This is a genomic window from Curtobacterium sp. AC272 (genome assembly GCF_979258155.1).
The window spans coordinates 692158-709814 of sequence record NZ_OZ409838.1 but is presented as its reverse complement, the minus strand read 5'-3'; the positions used below and the strand labels follow the sequence as shown (position 1 = coordinate 709814).

General features: G+C 71.2%; 10 protein-coding genes and 3 pseudogenes. 11 read left to right on the top strand and 2 right to left on the bottom strand.

Translation table 11 applies throughout. The annotated features are described in order from the left end of the window. Positions 1–6 precede the first annotated feature (6 nt). The 8 genes and pseudogenes from trpC to ACZZ0J_RS03505 all read left to right on the top strand — a co-directional run bounded on the left by trpC (position 7) and on the right by ACZZ0J_RS03505 (position 13136). Positions 7–792 (top strand): indole-3-glycerol phosphate synthase TrpC, encoded by a 786-nt coding sequence (gene trpC / locus ACZZ0J_RS03540; RefSeq protein WP_463438132.1) that lies wholly within the window; start codon positions 7–9, stop codon positions 790–792. 64 nt (positions 793–856) lie between these two features. Beyond that, positions 857–2071 carry a tryptophan synthase subunit beta gene (gene trpB / locus ACZZ0J_RS03535; protein ID WP_131846519.1) on the top strand — a complete coding sequence of 405 codons (1215 nt, stop codon included), beginning with the start codon at positions 857–859 and terminating at the stop codon, positions 2069–2071. Then, positions 2068–2862 carry a tryptophan synthase subunit alpha gene (gene trpA, locus ACZZ0J_RS03530; RefSeq protein WP_463434883.1) on the top strand — a complete coding sequence of 265 codons (795 nt, stop codon included), beginning with the start codon at positions 2068–2070 and terminating at the stop codon, positions 2860–2862. The genes trpB and trpA overlap by 4 nt, the downstream gene beginning before the upstream one ends. 98 nt (positions 2863–2960) lie before the next feature. Then, complete coding sequence (gene lgt, locus ACZZ0J_RS03525) at positions 2961–3959, top strand: prolipoprotein diacylglyceryl transferase (RefSeq protein ID WP_194647832.1); 999 nt, start codon at positions 2961–2963, stop codon at positions 3957–3959. A gap of 202 nt (positions 3960–4161) precedes the next feature. Then, positions 4162–8678, top strand: a pseudogene (gltB, locus tag ACZZ0J_RS03520) (glutamate synthase large subunit). A gap of 175 nt (positions 8679–8853) precedes the next feature. After that, entirely contained in the window at positions 8854–10311 is a 1458-nt protein-coding gene (locus ACZZ0J_RS03515; protein ID WP_463434880.1) for a glutamate synthase subunit beta, read from the top strand. Between the two features lie 155 nt (positions 10312–10466). Beyond that, entirely contained in the window at positions 10467–11912 is a 1446-nt protein-coding gene (gene pyk / locus ACZZ0J_RS03510) for a pyruvate kinase (RefSeq protein WP_123294333.1), read from the top strand. Positions 11913–12042: 130 nt separating this feature from the next. After that, a pseudogene (locus ACZZ0J_RS03505) lies at positions 12043–13136 on the top strand (VIT1/CCC1 transporter family protein). Between the two features lie 3 nt (positions 13137–13139). On the opposite strand, the gene ACZZ0J_RS03500 reads toward ACZZ0J_RS03505, so the two are convergent. After that, the gene (locus ACZZ0J_RS03500) at positions 13140–13679 is read right to left on the bottom strand and encodes an HdeD family acid-resistance protein (RefSeq protein WP_165901426.1); all 540 of its coding nucleotides are present in this window, start codon (positions 13677–13679) and stop codon (positions 13140–13142) included. 183 nt (positions 13680–13862) lie between these two features. Here ACZZ0J_RS03500 and exaC point away from each other — a divergent pair, with 183 nt between their 5' ends. From exaC to ACZZ0J_RS03485, 3 genes and pseudogenes are all read left to right on the top strand, one after another. Beyond that, positions 13863–15404, top strand: a complete 1542-nt coding sequence (gene exaC / locus ACZZ0J_RS03495; protein ID WP_123294335.1) for an acetaldehyde dehydrogenase ExaC — start codon at positions 13863–13865, stop codon at positions 15402–15404. Continuing rightward, a pseudogene (locus ACZZ0J_RS03490) lies at positions 15404–15801 on the top strand (DUF779 domain-containing protein). The gene exaC and the pseudogene ACZZ0J_RS03490 overlap by 1 nt, the downstream one beginning before the upstream one ends. 52 nt (positions 15802–15853) lie before the next feature. Next, the gene (locus tag ACZZ0J_RS03485) at positions 15854–17032 is read left to right on the top strand and encodes a GAF domain-containing protein (RefSeq protein ID WP_463434875.1); all 1179 of its coding nucleotides are present in this window, start codon (positions 15854–15856) and stop codon (positions 17030–17032) included. Positions 17033–17111: 79 nt separating this feature from the next. On the opposite strand, the gene ACZZ0J_RS03480 is transcribed toward ACZZ0J_RS03485, so the two are convergent. Next, a complete protein-coding gene (locus ACZZ0J_RS03480) occupies positions 17112–17594 on the bottom strand; it encodes a hypothetical protein (protein ID WP_463434873.1) in 483 nt (160 codons plus the stop codon). Positions 17595–17657: the final 63 nt, after the last annotated feature.

Sequence of the window (17657 nt, the reverse complement as noted above, 5' to 3'; positions counted from 1 at the left end):
CCGAACGTGCTCGAGACCCTCGTCGCGGGCGCGCTCGAGGACGCCGCCGCCCGTCGCGTCGACCGCCCGTACTCGGACGTCGAACGCGACCTCGACCGGGTGGCGTCGCCACTCGACGCCCTCGCGTTCCTCGCCCCGGGCGACCGGGTGAAGATCCTCGCCGAGGTCAAGCGCGCCAGCCTGTCCCGTGGCTCGATGGCCCCCATCGAGGACCCGGCCGCACTCGCAGCCGACTACGAGCGCGGTGGCGCGTCGACGATCAGCGTCCTGACCGAGGGACGCAAGTTCCTCGGCAGCCTCGCCGACCTCGAAGCCGTCAAGGCCCGCGTCGGCATCCCCGTGCTGCGCAAGGACTTCATCGCCGACCCGTACCAGGTCGTCGAGGCCCGGGCCGCCGGAGCCGACGTCGTGCTGCTCATCGTCGCCGCGCTCGAGCAGCAGCAGCTGGTCGAGCTCCACACGCTGGCCGAAGAACTCGGCATGCGCGTGCTGGTCGAGGCGCACTCCGCCGACGAGGTCTCCCGTGGCCTCGACGCCGGTGCGCGGATCCTCGGCGTCAACGCACGCGATCTCACCGACTTCTCGCTCGACCGCGACCTGTTCGGGTCGCTCGCCGACCGCATCCCCGACGGGGTCGTGCGTGTCGCCGAGTCCGCCGTCGCCGGTCCCGCCGACGTCGCCCACTACCGCGCAGCGGGTGCCGACGTCGTCCTGGTCGGGGAAGCGCTCGTCACGGGTGCCGACCCCGCCGCCACCCTCGCGTCGTTCATCGAGGCCGCCGACCGCGGCTGAACGTTCCACCCGTCCGACGACCGGCACCGCCGGTCGCGTCGGACTCGTCCCGGGAAGACCCATCGTGACCTCACTCCGCGACCTGCACGGCCCGTACTTCGGTGACTTCGGCGGACGCTTCGTCCCCGAGTCGCTCGTCCTCGCGCTCGACGAGCTCGAGGCCGCCTTCCGCACGGCCTGGGCAGACCCGGCCTTCCGTGCCGAGCTCGACGAGCTCCAGCGCGACTACACCGGTCGTCCGTCGATCATCACCGAGGTGCCGCGGTTCGCGAAGCACGCCGGCGGTGCCCGCGTGATCCTGAAGCGCGAGGACCTGAACCACACCGGGTCGCACAAGATCAACAACGTGCTCGGTCAGGCGCTCGTGGCCCGTCGGCTCGGCAAGACCCGCCTCATCGCGGAGACCGGTGCCGGCCAGCACGGTGTGGCCACGGCGACCGCTGCGGCGCTGTTCGGCATGGACTGCGTCGTGTACATGGGTGCCGTCGACACCGAGCGGCAGGCGCTCAACGTCGCCCGGATGCGCTTGCTCGGCGCCGAGGTGATCCCGGTCGAGACCGGGTCGCGCACGCTGAAGGACGCCATCAACGAGGCACTCCGCGACTGGGTGGCGAACGTGGACTCGACCCACTACCTGCTCGGCACGGTCGCCGGCCCGCACCCGTTCCCCGAGATGGTGCGCGAGTTCCACAAGGTGATCGGTGAAGAGGCCCGGCAGCAGGTCCTCGACCGCGTCGGGCGTCTCCCCGACGCCGTCGCCGCGTGCGTCGGTGGCGGCTCGAACGCGATGGGGATCTTCGAGGCGTTCCTCGACGACGAGTCCGTCGCGCTGCACGGCTTCGAGGCCGGTGGCGACGGCGTCGAGACCGGTCGGCACGCCGCGAGCATCACGCTCGGTCGCGAGGGCGTCCTGCAGGGCGCGAAGTCCTACCTGATGCAGGACGAGGACGGCCAGACCATCGAGAGCCACAGCATCTCCGCCGGGCTCGACTACCCGAGCGTCGGGCCGGAGCACGCGTACCTGGCGTCGATCGGTCGCGCGCAGTACGCGCCGATCACCGACACCGAGGCGATGGAGGCGTTCCGGCTGCTCAGCCAGACCGAGGGCATCATCCCGGCGATCGAGTCGTCGCACGCGCTCGCGGGTGCGATGAAGCTCGGCAAGGAGCTCGGCCCCGAGGGCGTCGTGCTCGTGAACCTGTCCGGCCGCGGCGACAAGGACGTGGCGTCCGCCAGTCGCTACTTCGGCATCCTCGACGAGAACGCGGTGCAGCTGTGACCACGAACCAGACCGTCGCCACGACGATCGACACCGCCAACGTCGAGCGTGCCGGGGCCGTCGTGGGCTACCTGCCCGCCGGGTACCCCGACGTGCAGACCAGTGTCGACGCTGCCGTCGCCCTCGCCGAGAACGGCGTGGACGTCATCGAGCTCGGCCTGCCGTACTCCGACCCCGTCATGGACGGCCCGGTCATCCAGCGTGCGGCCGAGGAGAGCCTGGCGAACGGCTTCCGGGTCGCGCAGGTCTTCGACGCCGTGCACCAGATCACCGAGCGCGCCGACGTGCCGGTGCTCGTGATGACGTACTGGAACCCGGTCCTCCGCTACGGCGTGGACCGCTTCGCCGACGACCTCGTCGCCGCCGGTGCCGCCGGGCTCATCACGCCCGACCTGATCCCGGACGAAGCCGCAGAGTGGATGGCCTCGTCGGAGCGGACCGGCCTGGACCGCGTGTTCCTCGCGGCACCGTCCTCGTCCGACGCCCGGATGCAGCAGGCGGTGCAGGCGAGCCGCGGGTTCGTCTACGCCGTCTCGACGATGGGCGTCACCGGAGCACGGGCAGGCGTCGACGTCGCTGCACGCACCGTGGTGTCGCGGCTCCGTGACGCCGGCGTCGCGCGCACCTGCGTGGGCCTCGGCATCTCGACGGCCGAGCAGGTCGCCGAGGTCCTGGAGTACGCCGACGGCGCGATCGTCGGCTCGGCGTTCGTCCGCGCACTGGCCGACCTCGGGGTGCAGGGGGTCGCCGACCGCGCGGCCGACCTCACCACCGGCGCCCGCCGCTCCTAGTCCAGTTCCTGGCGGGCCCACGGTCCGCGCTACAGTGAGCGGGGCCGACGACACGTCGACACCGCGCCCCGTCAGTTCCGAAAGGCGACCGTTCCTCCATGCCCCTCCTGAGCATCCCGAGCCCGAGCACCGCCTGGCAGTACTTCGACCTGACCGCCTGGCTGCGCGACGTGTTCGGTTGGTCGCTGCCGCTCGACTTCCGCATCCACGCGTACGCGATCTGCATCCTCCTCGGGATCGTCGCCGCGGTCCTGCTCGCGAACCGCCGCCTCAACGCGCGCGGCGTCGAGCGGTGGATCATCATCGACATCGCGATCTGGGCGGTGCCCGCCGGCATCATCGGCGGCCGGCTCTTCCACGTGTTCACGCACGTGTCCGACTACTTCGGCCCCGGCATCGACCCGCTGTCCTTCCTGTACATCTGGGAGGGCGGGCTCGCGATCTTCGGCGCCCTGATCCTCGGGTCCGTCGGTGCCTGGATCGGCTGCCGCCAGGTCGGCCTGCGCTTCACGTCGTTCATCGACGCCGTCGTGCCCGGGGTCCTGCTCGCGCAGGCGTTCGGTCGGCTCGGCAACTACTTCAACCACGAGCTCTTCGGCATGCCGACCAGCCTGCCGTGGGGCCTGCAGATCGAGTCGACGAACGCCGCGTTCCCGAAGGGCCTGCCCGAGGGCACGCTGTTCCACCCGACGTTCCTCTACGAGATCATCTGGAACGTCCTGGGTGTCGTCGTCATCCTGCTGCTCGACCGCAAGTTCACGCTCCAGTGGGGCAAGGTACTCGCCCTGTACCTGATCTGGTACGGCGTCGGCCGGTCCTTCCTCGAGTCGATCCGCGTCGACACCAGCGAGACCTTCGCGGGCATCCGCACGAACGTCTGGATGTCGTTCGCGGCCATCCTGCTCGGGATCGTCATCTTCATCGTGCAGACCCGTCGGCACACCGGCAAGGAGCCGAGCCCGTACCTGCCCGGTCGCGAGCCCGGTCCGAAGTCCGATGTAGACTCCGACGACACCTTCTCGGAGCACGAGGACGACGACGAACGCCTCGTCGCCCAGGGCTCCGGAGCGGTCACGACTCCCACTGACCGCGCCTAGGAGCACTCCTCCCCGCCACAAGCGGGGCACGGGCACCAGTCCCGCCCGTCTGGGCGGAACGCACCACCGGGCCACCGCTGTCCCTGTTCCACTTCCTCGTGAGGACGGTTCCCCCATGGCGCTCCAGCCACTCCAGCCCTCGGCACCGAAGTCCCTCGTGCCGCCGCACCGGCGGTTCTCGGCGGTCCCCGACGCCACCGGCATGTACGACCCGGTGAACGAGAAGGACGCCTGCGGTCTCGCGATGGTCGCGACGCTGCGCGGGACGCCCGGCCACGACATCGTCGACGCTGCACTCGGCGCCCTCCGCAACCTCGAGCACCGCGGTGCCGTCGGTTCGGACGCCGGCACGGGCGACGGCGCGGGCATCCTGTGCCAGGTGCCGGATGAGTTCCTGCGCGCCGTGGTGCCGTTCGACCTGCCGGCGGCGGGGGAGTACGCGGTCGGCACGGCCTACCTGCCGACCGACGAGGGTGACCGGCACGCCGTCAAGGGCGCCGTCGAACGACTGGCGCGCGAAGAGGGCCTGAAGGTCCTCGGCTGGCGCGAGGTCCCGGTGCGTCCCGAGGTGCTCGGCACCCTGGCGCGTGCGGCCATGCCCGCGTTCGAGCAGCTGTTCGTCGCCTCGGTGCGCCACGACGTGCACGGCGCCTCGTGGAGCGGCATCGCGCTGGACCGCCAGACCTACCGGCTGCGCAAGCGCGCCGAGCACGCGAACGACCTCTACTTCATGTCGCTGTCGAGCCGCACCATGGTCTACAAGGGCATGGTCACGACGCTGCAGCTCGAGCCGTTCTACCCGGACCTCAGCGACGAGCGCTTCGCGTCGAAGCTCGCGATCGTGCACTCGCGCTACTCGACCAACACGTTCCCGTCCTGGCCGCTCGCCCAGCCCTTCCGGACGATCGCGCACAACGGTGAGATCAACACGGTGCGCGGCAACCGCAACTGGATGCGCGCACGGCAGTCGCAGCTCGAGAGCGAGATGCTCGGCGACGTGGCGCCGCTGCTGCCGATCGTCAGCCCCGGTGCGAGCGACTCGGCGTCGTTCGACGAGGTGCTCGAGCTCCTGACCCTGACCGGCCGGACGCTGCCGCACGCGGTGTCGATGATGGTGCCGGAGGCCTGGGAGAACCAGGTCGGGATGGACCCGGAGCTGCGGGCGTTCTACGAGTACCACTCGATGCTCATGGAGCCGTGGGACGGTCCGGCCGCCATCACCTTCACCGACGGTTCGCTCGTCGGCGCGACCCTCGACCGCAACGGGCTGCGTCCCGGTCGCTTCCTCGTCACCGACGACGGGCTCATCGTCATGGGGTCCGAGACCGGTGTCATCGACGTGCCCGCCGCGAAGGTCGTCCGCAAGGGCCGGCTGCGCCCCGGCCGGATGTTCCTGGTGGACACCGAGGCCGGCCGCATCATCGAGGACGACGAGGTCAAGCAGGGCCTGGCGTCGTCCGGCCCGTGGGGTGCGTGGCTCGACGAGGGCCGCATCAACCTGAACGACCTGCCCGACCGCGAGCACATCGTGCACACCCCGGCGTCGGTCACCCGCCGCCAGCGTGCCTTCGGCTACACCGAGGAAGAAGTCCGCATCCTGCTCCGCCCGATGGCGCAGGTGGGCGCGGAGCCCCTCGGTGCGATGGGGTCCGACACCCCGATCGCGGTGCTGTCGCAGCGACCCCGGCTGCTGTTCGACTACTTCACGCAGCAGTTCGCCCAGGTGACGAACCCGCCGCTCGACTCGATCCGCGAGCAGGTCATCACCTCGATGGGGATGGGCCTCGGTCCGGAGCGCAACCTGCTGTCGGCCGGCCCCGAGCACGCGAAGCAGATCACGCTGGACTTCCCGGTGATCGACAACGACCAGCTCGCCAAGGTGCAGCACTTCGAGACGGAGTCGGGTCGCCACCTGACCGTCACGATCAAGGGCCTGTACCGCGTCGACGCCGGCAAGAAGGCGATGCAGAAGCGCATCGCCGCCGTGTGCGACGAGGTCGACGCCGCCATCGAGTCGGGCAAGCAGTTCATCGTCCTGTCGGACCGCGACGGCAACGCCGAGCAGGCGCCCGTGCCGAGCCTGTTGCTGCTCGCCGCCGTGCACCACCACCTGATCCGCACCGAGCAGCGCATGAAGGTCGGCCTGATCGTCGAGGCCGGCGACGTGCGCGAGGTCCACCACGTGGCGTCGCTCATCGGGTACGGCGCGTCGGCGATCAACCCGTACCTCGCGATGGAGACCTGCGAGAACCTGGTCCGTGCCGGCATGATCACCGGGATCACCCCGGAACAAGCCGTCAAGAACGTGATCAAGGCGCTCGGCAAGGGCGTCCTGAAGATCATGTCGAAGATGGGCATCTCGACGGTGTCGAGCTACGCCGGCGCCCAGGCCTTCGAAGCGGTGGGGCTCAGCCAGGAGTTCATCGACAAGTACTTCACCGGCACGTCGTCGATCCTCGGCGGGGTCGACATCGACGTCATCGCGAAGGAGAACGCCGAGCGGCACGCCCAGGCGTACCCGCAGGACGGCGCGGTCCTGTCGCACGAGCGGCTGCAGACCGGCGGCGAGTACCAGTGGCGTCGCGAAGGCCCCCGCACCTGTTCAACCCGGACACCGTCTTCCGGCTGCAGCACGCCACCCGTGCCCGTCGGTACGACATCTTCCGTGAGTACTCGAGCGCCGTGGACGACCAGTCCGAGGAGCTCATGACGCTGCGCGGGCTGTTCCGCTTCAAGCACGGGGTCCGGAAGCCCGTCGCGCTCGACGAGGTCGAGTCGATCGAGTCGATCGTCAAGCGCTTCAACACCGGTGCGATGTCGTACGGCTCCATCTCGAAGGAAGCCCACGAGACCCTCGCGATCGCGATGAACCGCCTCGGTGGTCGCTCGAACACGGGTGAGGGCGGCGAGGACGTCGACCGACTGCTCGACCCCGAGCGCCGCAGCGCGATCAAGCAGGTCGCCTCCGGGCGGTTCGGCGTGACGAGCATGTACCTCACCCACGCCACCGACATCCAGCTGAAGATGGCGCAGGGTGCGAAGCCCGGCGAGGGCGGCCAGCTGCCCCCGCAGAAGGTGTACCCGTGGGTCGCCCGCACCCGGCACGCCACCGCCGGCGTCGGCCTCATCTCGCCGCCGCCGCACCACGACATCTACTCGATCGAGGACCTCAAGCAGCTGATCTTCGACGTGAAGCGCGCCAACCCGGCCGCCCGCGTCCACGTGAAGCTCGTGAGCCAGTCCGGCATCGGCGCGGTCGCGGCCGGGGTGACGAAGGCCCTGGCCGACGTCGTGCTCGTGTCCGGGCACGATGGTGGCACGGGTGCGTCCCCGCTCAACTCCCTCAAGCACGCCGGCACCCCGTGGGAGATCGGCCTCGCCGAGACGCAGCAGACGCTCATGCTGAACGGCATGCGCGACCGCGTCGTCGTGCAGGTCGACGGTCAGATGAAGACCGGACGCGACGTCGTCGTGGCAGCCCTGCTCGGCGCCGAGGAGTACGGCTTCGCCACCGCTCCGCTCGTCGTCGAGGGCTGCATCCTGATGCGCGTGTGCCACCTCGACACGTGTCCGGTGGGGGTCGCGACGCAGAACCCCGAGCTCCGCAAGCGCTTCTCCGGCAAGCCCGAGTTCGTCGTGAACTTCTTCGAGTTCATCGCGCAGGAAGTGCGCGAGCTCCTGGCCGAGCTCGGCTTCCGCACCCTCGACGAGGCGATCGGCCGGTCCGACGCGCTCGACGTCGACCGTGCCCTCGAGCACTGGAAGGCGTCAGGGCTCGACCTCGAACCGGTCCTCGCAGGCCCGCACTTCGAGGACGCCGAGCCGCGTCGCCACCAGCGCGAGCAGGACCACGAGCTCGAGCAGCACTTCGACGTGGGACTGATCCAGCAGACCGCCGACGTGCTCGACCACGGTGGTTCGATCGCGCTCGACCTGCCCATCCGCAACACCGAACGCGCGGTCGGCACGATGCTCGGCCACGAGGTCACGAAGCGGCACGGCGAGCACGGGCTGCCCAGCGGCTCGATCGACGTCACGCTGCGCGGTTCCGCCGGACAGTCGCTCGGCGCGTTCATGCCCGCCGGCATCACCCTGCGCCTCATCGGCGACAGCAACGACTACGTCGGCAAGGGCCTGTCCGGTGGCGAGATCATCGTGCGACCGGACGCCGGTTCGGGCTTCGACCCGGCGGAGAACGTCATCGCCGGCAACGTGATCGGCTACGGCGCGACCCAGGGCAGCATGTTCATCCGCGGCATCGTGGGCGAGCGCTTCCTGGTGCGCAACTCGGGGGCGACCGCGGTGGTCGAGGGCGTGGGCGACCACGCGCTCGAGTACATGACGGGCGGCCTCGCGCTCATCCTGGGCGAGACCGGTCGGAACCTCGGGGCCGGCATGTCCGGCGGCACCGCGTACGTCCGTGCTCTGCGCGAGGAGCACGTCAACACCGATGCCCTCGCGACCGGTGAACTCCGACTCGAGGCGCTCGACAGCGCCGACGTCGAGATCGTCACCGACCTGCTCACCCGGCACGCCGAGGAGACCGGTTCGACGCTCGCGTCCGACCTGCTCGAGTCCGGCGACCTGAGCGACTTCGTCAAGGTGCTGCCGCGTGACTACGCGGCGGTGCTCGAGACCCGTCAGCGCGCCGTCGACGAGGGGCTCGACCCCGACGGCGACGTCGTGTGGAATCGAATCATGGAGGTGACCGGTGGCTGAGCGTCACGCACGTGTGGAACCGGCAGCGCCCAACACGACCACGGAGGTGACCGGTGGCTGAGCGTCACGCACGTGTGGAACCGGCAGCGCCCAACACGACCACGGAGGTGACCGGTGGCTGAGCGTCACGCACGTGTGGAACCGGCAGCGCCCAACACGACCACGGAGGTGACCGGTGGCTGACCCCAAGGGATTCCTCAAGGTCCAGGAACGCGAACTGCCGGCACGGCGCCCCGTGCCCGTCCGGCTCATGGACTGGAAAGAGGTCTACGAGCAGCAGGAGTCGGGTGCCCTCAAGCGTCAGGCCGGCCGCTGCATGGACTGCGGCGTGCCGTTCTGCCACCAGGGCTGCCCCCTCGGCAACCTGATCCCGGAGTGGAACGACCTGACCTGGCGCGGTGAGGGCCGGCAGGCGATCGAGCGACTGCACGCGACGAACAACTTCCCGGAGTTCACGGGCCGGCTGTGCCCCGCTCCGTGCGAGTCCTCGTGCGTGCTCGGCATCAACCAGCCGCCGGTGACGATCAAGCAGGTCGAGGTCTCGATCATCGACGAGGCGTTCCAGAACGGCTGGGTCACCCCGCACCCGCCGGAGCGCCTGACGGGCAAGACCGTCGCCGTCGTGGGGTCCGGCCCCGCCGGGCTGGCCGCCGCGCAGCAGCTCACGCGCGCCGGACACACCGTCGCCGTCTACGAGCGCGACGACCGCATCGGCGGGCTGCTCCGCTACGGGATCCCGGACTTCAAGATGGAGAAGCGCCAGATCGACGCGCGCCTGTCCCAGATGCAGGCTGAGGGCACCCGCTTCCGTGCGGGCGTCGAGATCGGCCGCGACATCACCTGGGACGACCTGAAGTCGCGCTACGACGCGGTCGTCGTCGCCACCGGCGCCACGGTGCCGCGCGACCTGCCGATCCCGGGCCGCGACCTCGAGGGCGTGCACTTCGCGATGGACTACCTGGTCCAGCAGAACAAGGCGAACGCCGGCACCCGGGTCGACAACCAGCTGACCGCCGAGGGCAAGCACGTCGTCGTGATCGGCGGCGGTGACACCGGTGCGGACTGCATCGGCACCGCGCACCGGCAGGGCGCCCTGAGCGTGACGAACCTGGCGATCGGCAAGCAGCCGCCGTTGGAGCGTCCGTCCGAGCAGCCGTGGCCGATGTTCCCGACCGTCTTCGAGGTCACGAGCGCCCACGAAGAGGGCGGCGAGCGGCACTTCCTCGCCTCGACCGTCGAGTTCCTGGCGAACGAGGCCGGCGAGGTCCAGGCGCTCCGCGTCGCCGAGACCGAGTACCTCGACGGCCGTCGCGTGCCGAAGGCCGGTTCCGAGCGCGAGATCCCCGCAGACCTCGTCCTCGTCGCGATGGGCTTCACCGGTCCGGAATCCGACACGATCGAGCCGCAGCTCGGCCTGCCGACGACGGTGTCCGGTGCGCTCGACCGCCGCGCCGACTACACGACGAACGAGGCGGGCGTGTTCGTCGCCGGTGACGCCGGCCGCGGGCAGTCGCTGATCGTCTGGGCGATCGCCGAGGGCCGTGCCGCGGCGGCGAAGGTCGACGAGTACCTCGAGGGCTCGACGATCCTGCCGGCGCCGGTCAAGGCGACCGACCGCGCGATCTCGGTCTGAGATGACCGATCACCGCATGACCGACCACCACCAGATGCTCACCCCGGTGAGCGAGGGGCCACCAGCACTCGGTAAGGTGCTGGTGGCCTCGCTTCGTTCCGCGCGGCCCCACAGCGCGGAAACCAGAGCATCACCCACCACCACGAAGGAATCCATTGAGACGCGCAAAGATCGTTTCGACGCTCGGACCGGCAACGTCGGACTACGAGACCGTCAAGGAGATCATCGAAGCGGGCGTCGACGTCGCCCGACTCAACCTCAGCCACGGTGACTACAGCGTCCACGAGGCCAACTACGTGAACGTCCGTCGCGCTGCCGAGGAGCTCGGCAAGCCGGTCGCGATCCTCGTCGACCTGCAGGGTCCGAAGATCCGTCTGGCCAAGTTCGCCGACGGCCCGCACGACCTGGCGGTCGGCGACGTGTTCACGATCACGACCGAGGACGTCCCCGGCTCCAAGGAGATCTGCGGCACGACGTTCAAGGGCCTGCCCCAGGACGTCAAGCCCGGCGACCCGCTGCTCATCGACGACGGTCGGGTCCGCCTGCGCGTGCTCGACACCGACGGCGTCCGTGTCCGCACCGAGGTCGTCGTCGGCGGCACGGTGTCGAACAACAAGGGCATCAACCTGCCCGGCGTCGCCGTCAACGTCCCGGCGCTGAGCGAGAAGGACGAGGCCGACCTCCGCTGGGGAATCCGCCAGGGTGCCGACCTCATCGCGCTCTCGTTCGTCCGCAACGCCTCGGACGTCGTCCGCGCGCACGAGATCATGGACGAGGAGGGCAAGCGCCTCCCCGTCATCGCGAAGATCGAGAAGCCGCAGGCCGTGGACGCGCTCGAGGAGATCATCGACGCCTTCGACAGCATCATGGTCGCCCGCGGTGACCTCGGCGTCGAGCTGCCGCTCGAGGCCGTCCCGATCGTGCAGAAGCGGGCCGTCGAGCTCGCCCGCCGCATGGCGAAGCCGGTCATCGTCGCGACCCAGATGCTCGAGTCGATGATCTCGTCGCCGATCCCGACCCGCGCCGAGACCTCCGACGTCGCGAACGCCGTCCTCGACGGTGCGGACGCGGTCATGCTCTCGGGCGAGACCAGCGTCGGCGAGTACCCGGTGCAGACCGTCCGCACGATGGCCCGCATCGTCGAGTCGACCGAGGACCACGGCCTCGAGCGCATCGCGCCGCTCGGCACCAAGCCGCGCACCCTCGGCGGGGCGATCACCCTCGCCGCGGTCGAGATCGCGGAGTTCACCGAGGCCTCGTACCTCTGCGTGTTCACCGAGTCCGGCGACTCGGCGCGCCGCATGTCGCGTCTGCGCCACGGCCTGCCGATCATCGCCTTCACCCCGAACGAGGCCACGCGTCGCCGCATGGCGCTCACCTGGGGCGTCCGGTCGTTCCTGGTCGAGCGCAAGACCCACACCGACGAGCTCTTCTCGCAGGTGGACGACGTCCTGCTCGAGAACGGCCTGGCCGCCCCCGGCGACCGCGTCATCGTGACGGCCGGTTCGCCTCCCGGGATCGAGGGCTCGACGAACGACCTGCGCGTGCACCGGGTGGGCGACGCCCACGCCGAGGCCGCTCCGGCCTACGTGCGGGACTGATCCGCAGGATCCCGACGCCGACAGGGCGCGGACGGGAGGCACGGCGCACGAACACGCGTCGCCTCCGGTCCGCGCCCTGCCGCGTCTCCACGGCCCTGGTGGCGACCACCGGCCGGCCGCAGGCGGCAGGATGGCTGCTGTGAGCCTCCAGACCGAACACTCGACGCCGCGCGCCGACGTCCGCCGCTGGCGCCGCTACCTGGCCGACGAACGCGCCGAGGGCGCGGTGTACCGCAACCTGGCGGCTCGGCGGTCCGGAGAGGAACGCGAGATCCTGGCCGCGCTGGCCGAGGCCGAGGGGCGGCACGAGCAGCACTGGCTCGACCTGCTCGGTGACGACGTCGGGCGTCCGCAGCGGGGCAGCCTGCGCACCCGGGTCCTCGCGACGCTGGCGAAGCGGTTCGGGTCGGTGTTCGTCCTCGCGTTGATGCAGCGCGCCGAGGACCGCTCGCCGTACGCCGACGACGACGATGCGACGGCGAGCATGGCGGCCGACGAGCGCATCCACGGCGAGGTGGTGCGCGGGCTCGCGAACCGCGGTCGGATGCGCCTGTCCGGCACGTTCCGCGCGGCGGTCTTCGGCGCCAACGACGGACTCGTGTCGAACCTGGCCCTCATCATCGGCATCAGCGCGTCGGGCGCCGACCGGCACTTCGTCCTGCTGAGCGGCATCGCCGGCCTGCTCGCCGGCGCCCTGTCCATGGGTGCGGGGAGTACGTGTCGGTCCGGTCGCAGCGCGAACTGCTCGAGGCGTCCGCACCGCACCCCGAGGCCGGCCGCGCCGTGGCGGACCTCGACGTCGACGCGAACGAGCTCGCCCTGGTGTACCGCGCCCGCGGGATGTCCGAGGCCGAGGCGACCGAGCACGCAGCGCACGTGCTGTCGGGCATCGGTGAGCGACACCCGTCGACCGGTCCCGTCACCGTCACCGACGACCACGAGGCGGTGGGCAACGGCCTGAGTGCCGCGGTGTCGAGCTTCCTGTTCTTCGCGTCGGGCGCGATCATCCCGGTCGTGCCGTTCCTGTTCGGCATGCAGGGGTGGGCGGCCATCGCGGTCGCCGGCACGCTCGTCGGTCTCGCCCTGCTCGGCACCGGTGCGGTCGTCGGCGTGCTGAGCGGTGCCTCGCCGGGCAAGCGGGCGTTCCGGCAGCTGGCGATCGGGTTCGGCGCCGCGGTCGTGACCTACGCGCTCGGGCTGCTGTTCGGCACCGGGGCCGCCTGACGCCTAGCGGCGGACGGCGGCTCGCGGCGGGAGCAGCAGCAGGGCTGCGGCACCGACGACGATGAGGGCGATGCCGGCGAAGACCATGAACACCGTGAGCGCGAGGCCGGGTGCGACGAGCACGACGACGCCGCCGAGGATCGACAGCACGCCGCTCACCAGCGTCGGCACCCGGGACGACCCGGGGTGGCCGACGAAGCCGCCGACGATCGACACGATGCCCTCGATCACGAAGCCGACCCCGGCGAGCACGGCGTAGACGACCAGGGGGATCGCCGGGTCGAGCAGCGCGACGAGTCCGGCGACCGCGACGAGCGCACCGACGATGCCGGAGGTCCACCGCCACACCGTCGGTGTCCCGTGCCCGCGCGCCGCAGCCACGACCCGCAGGGCGCCGGCGACGACGAGGTACACGCCGAACAGCAGCGCCACGAGGACGAGCGACGGCCGGGGCCACACGATGGCGACGATCCCCAGGGCGATCGCGACGACCGCCGTGACGACGACGAACACCCGGAACGTGCGGACGGCACGAGAATCCACGGACACTCCTCCTGATCGGACGCGCTGGAGTCCCGAACGCTACCCGGCCGACGGCGAGCCCGTGCGGTCCTCGGATCCGAGCCGGCGTGAGCCCGTGCAACCGGATGCAACCCCCGCGGTCGTACGGTGCGAGCAGCACGCGAACCGTGCGTGCCCCGACAGCGTCGTCGAAAGGCCACCACCATGACCATCGCACCATCGCCCACCAGCTACGCCGCACCCGGCGAACCGGGCTCCCTCGTGCAGTACCGATCGCGGTACGACCACTTCATCGGCGGCGAGTACGTCCCGTCGGCGAGCGGGCAGTACTTCGAGAACCCCACCCCCGTCACCGGCAAGGTCTTCACCGAGGTCGCGCGCGGTGACTCCACCGACGTCGACCGTGCGGTGGCGGCGGGCTGGAAGGCGTTCCCGACCTGGGGGCGGACGAGCGCCGCCGAGCGCGCGGTCATCCTGAACAAGATCGCCGACCGGATGGAGGAGCACCTCGAGATGCTCGCGGTCGCCGAGACGTGGGAGAACGGCAAGCCGATCCGCGAGACCCTCGGCGCCGACATCCCGCTCGCGATCGACCACTTCCGGTACTTCGCCGGAGCGATCCGCGCGCAGGAGGGCTCGGCCGGCGAGATCGACCACGACACCGTGGCGTACCACTTCCACGAACCGCTCGGCGTCGTCGGACAGATCATCCCGTGGAACTTCCCGATCCTGATGGCCGTGTGGAAGCTCGCGCCGGCCCTGGCCGCGGGCAACTGCGTCGTGCTGAAGCCCGCCGAGCAGACCCCGGCGTCGATCCACGTGCTCGTCGAGCTCATCCGCGACCTCCTGCCCGCCGGCGTGCTCAACGTCGTCAACGGCTTCGGCATCGAGGTCGGCGCACCACTCGCCCAGCACCCGGACATCCGGAAGATCGCGTTCACGGGCGAGACCACCACCGGTCGGCTGATCATGCAGTACGCCTCGCAGAGCCTCATCCCGGTGACGCTCGAGCTCGGCGGCAAGAGCCCGAACGTGTTCTTCCCCGACGTCGCCGCCGAGAAGGACTCGTTCTACGACAAGGCGCTCGAGGGCTTCACCTTCTTCAACCTCAACCAGGGCGAGGTCTGCACGTGTCCGTCCCGGGCGCTCGTGGCGAAGGAGATCTACGACGGGTTCGTCGCCGACGGCCTCGACCGGGTGCGCGCCGTCAAGCAGGGCCACCCGCTCGACTTGTCCACGATGATCGGCGCCCAGGCGTCGAACGACCAGCTCGAGAAGATCCTGAGCTACATCGACATCGGCAAGCAGGAGGGCGCGAAGCTGCTCACGGGTGGCGAGCGCGCGGACCTCGGCGGGGAGCTCTCCGGCGGGTACTACGTCACGCCGACGGTGTTCGAGGGCGTGAACTCGATGCGGATCTTCCAGGAGGAGATCTTCGGTCCGGTCCTCGCGCTGACGTCCTTCAGCGGCTACGACGACGCGATCGCCACGGCCAACGACACCCTCTACGGACTCGGTGCCGGGGTGTGGAGCCGCGAGGCCACCACGCTGTACCGTGCCGGCCGTGACATCCAGGCCGGACGCGTGTGGTCGAACACGTACCACCAGTACCCGGCGGGAGCGGCGTTCGGTGGGTACAAGCAGTCCGGCATCGGGCGCGAGAACCACAAGATGATGCTCGACCACTACCAGCAGACGAAGAACCTGCTCGTGTCCTACGCCGACGGTCCGATGGGCTTCTTCTGATGCCTGACACCGCACGCGTGGCGGTCACGCCGGCGGCGGGGAGCTCCTGCGCACCCTCGCCGCCCGGCACGGCCCGCTGATGTTCCACCAGTCGGGCGGCTGCTGCGACGGCTCGAGCCCGATGTGCTACCCCGTCGGCATGTTCCGGACCGGCTCCGGCGACGTCCTGCTCGGGGCACTCGAGGTCGACGGCATCGACCCCGTCGAGGTGTACATGTCGGTGTCGCAGTTCGAGTACTGGAAATTTACTCATCTCACGATCGACGTCGTCGACGGTCGCGGCGGCGGGTTCTCGGTCGAGAGTCCCGAGGGCAAGCGGTTCCTGACCCGGTCGCGGATGTTCGACGACGCCGAGCTGGCGGATCTCGGCCTGGTCCCGGTCGCGCACCGGACGTAGGCTGGCCGGACTCGTCGCGACGGTGCGGCGGGTGGGGTCGATCGGAGGACGCATGCGCGCACCCGACCGGCTCCGCCCGCTCGTCGCCGCGTCCTGGCGACGGTCTGCGGCGGTCGACCCGGACGGGGTCCCTGCGCTCGCACTCGGTGACGACGAGCTCGACGCCGCCCGCCGGGACGGCCCCCTCGCCACCCTGCTGCCCGTGGTCCGGCACCTGCTGCTCGACGACACCCGGTCCGCCGGCTGTGTCCTGGCCGTCGGCGACGCCTCGGGTCGGCTGGTGTGGGTCGACGGCGCGCGGACGGCCCGACGTGCGGCGGAGGACATGGGCTTCGTCCCCGGGGCCGACTGGGCCGAGGACCGCGTCGGTACGAGCGCGCCCGGCACCGCACTGCGGCTGGATCGACCGGTGCAGATCCGCTCCGACGAGCACTACGCAAACGCCGTCAAGCCGTGGTCGTGCACCGCCGTGCCCGTGCACGACGCCCACGGGGCCACCGTCGGCGTGCTCGACCTGACGGGCGACGACCGGGCCGTCGAACGGCACACCCTCTCGCTCCTCACCGCCACGGTCGCCGCCGCCGAGGCACAGCTCGTCCTGGCCGCGAGCCGGTTCCCGGCGTCCGCCGCGTCGACGCCGCGCGCACCCGGCGCGGAACTGACGGTCCTCGGCACCGACACCGCCGTCCTGCGCGTCCACGACCGCCGGGTCCACCTGTCCGCGCGGCACTCCGAGCTCCTCGTCGTCCTCGCCGCGCACCCCGACGGGTTGGCGGCCGCCGACCTCGCGCACGCCGTGTACGGCGACGCCGGCGCCGTCGTGACGCTGCGCGCCGAGGTGGTGCGGCTCCGACGGGTCCTCGCGGAGCACGCGTCGGGCGTGACCGTGACGTCGCGACCGTACCGGGTGACCGGGATGGCGACCGACGTCGACACCGTGCTGTCCGCGCTCGACCGCGGGGCGCGCCTCCAGGCCGTCGACCGGTACACCGGGCCCGTCCTGCCGGGGTCGGCCGCGCCGGGGGTGGACGCCGTGCGCGACCTGGTGCGCGGTCGGTTCCGCGAGTCGGTCGTCGCGGACGGCAGCGTCGAGGCGCTGCTCGCGTGGGCGCGGACGCCGGACGGGGCGGCGGACGCGCGCGTGCTCCGCGCGCTGCTCGCGGTCCTGCCGCGGCGGTCGCCGCGACGGGCCGGTCTCGTGGCGGCGATCGAGGCGCTCGAGGGTCCCTGAACCGGTCGGGACGACCCGGCCTGGAGGCGCGCCCCGCGCGGTCGAGACCGCCGACGGCGCGCGCCTCCCGGCTTGGTGATCAGGAACCGGAGGTCGGCGCCGGGGTCGTGGTCGCGTCGGGAGCCGGCGGGGTGGGTGCCGTGGGCTTCGCACCGTCCTTCGGCGGGGTGGGTGCGGTGGGCTTCGCGCCGTCCTTCAGCGGGGTGGGTGCCTTCCCCTCGTCGCCCTTCGGCGGCGCGGGCATCGTCGCGGGGCCGCCGGCCTTCGGCAGCGCCGTGCAGCCGGGCGCCGTCGCGGGGCCGCCCTCGGGCGGAGCGGGCAGCGTCGCGGCGTCGCCGTCGGCCGGAGCCGGAGCCGGTGTGGTCGCGCTGGTCGGAGCACCGCTCGGTGCGCCCGTCGGGGTGCTCGGCGCCGGGGTGGTCGTCGCGGCGTTCGCCGTGGCGATGCCGAACCCGCCGAGCACCAGGACCGCGGCCGCGGCCGTGCCGATGCCGATCCGTCGCAGGAGGGCACCGCGTCGCGGGGTGGCAGCGGTGGTCGAGTCGTCTCGTTCGTCGCGCATGGGGGATCCGTTCCGTGTCCGGGCGGATCCGGGTGATCCGCCACTGGAGACGACGCTCGAGTC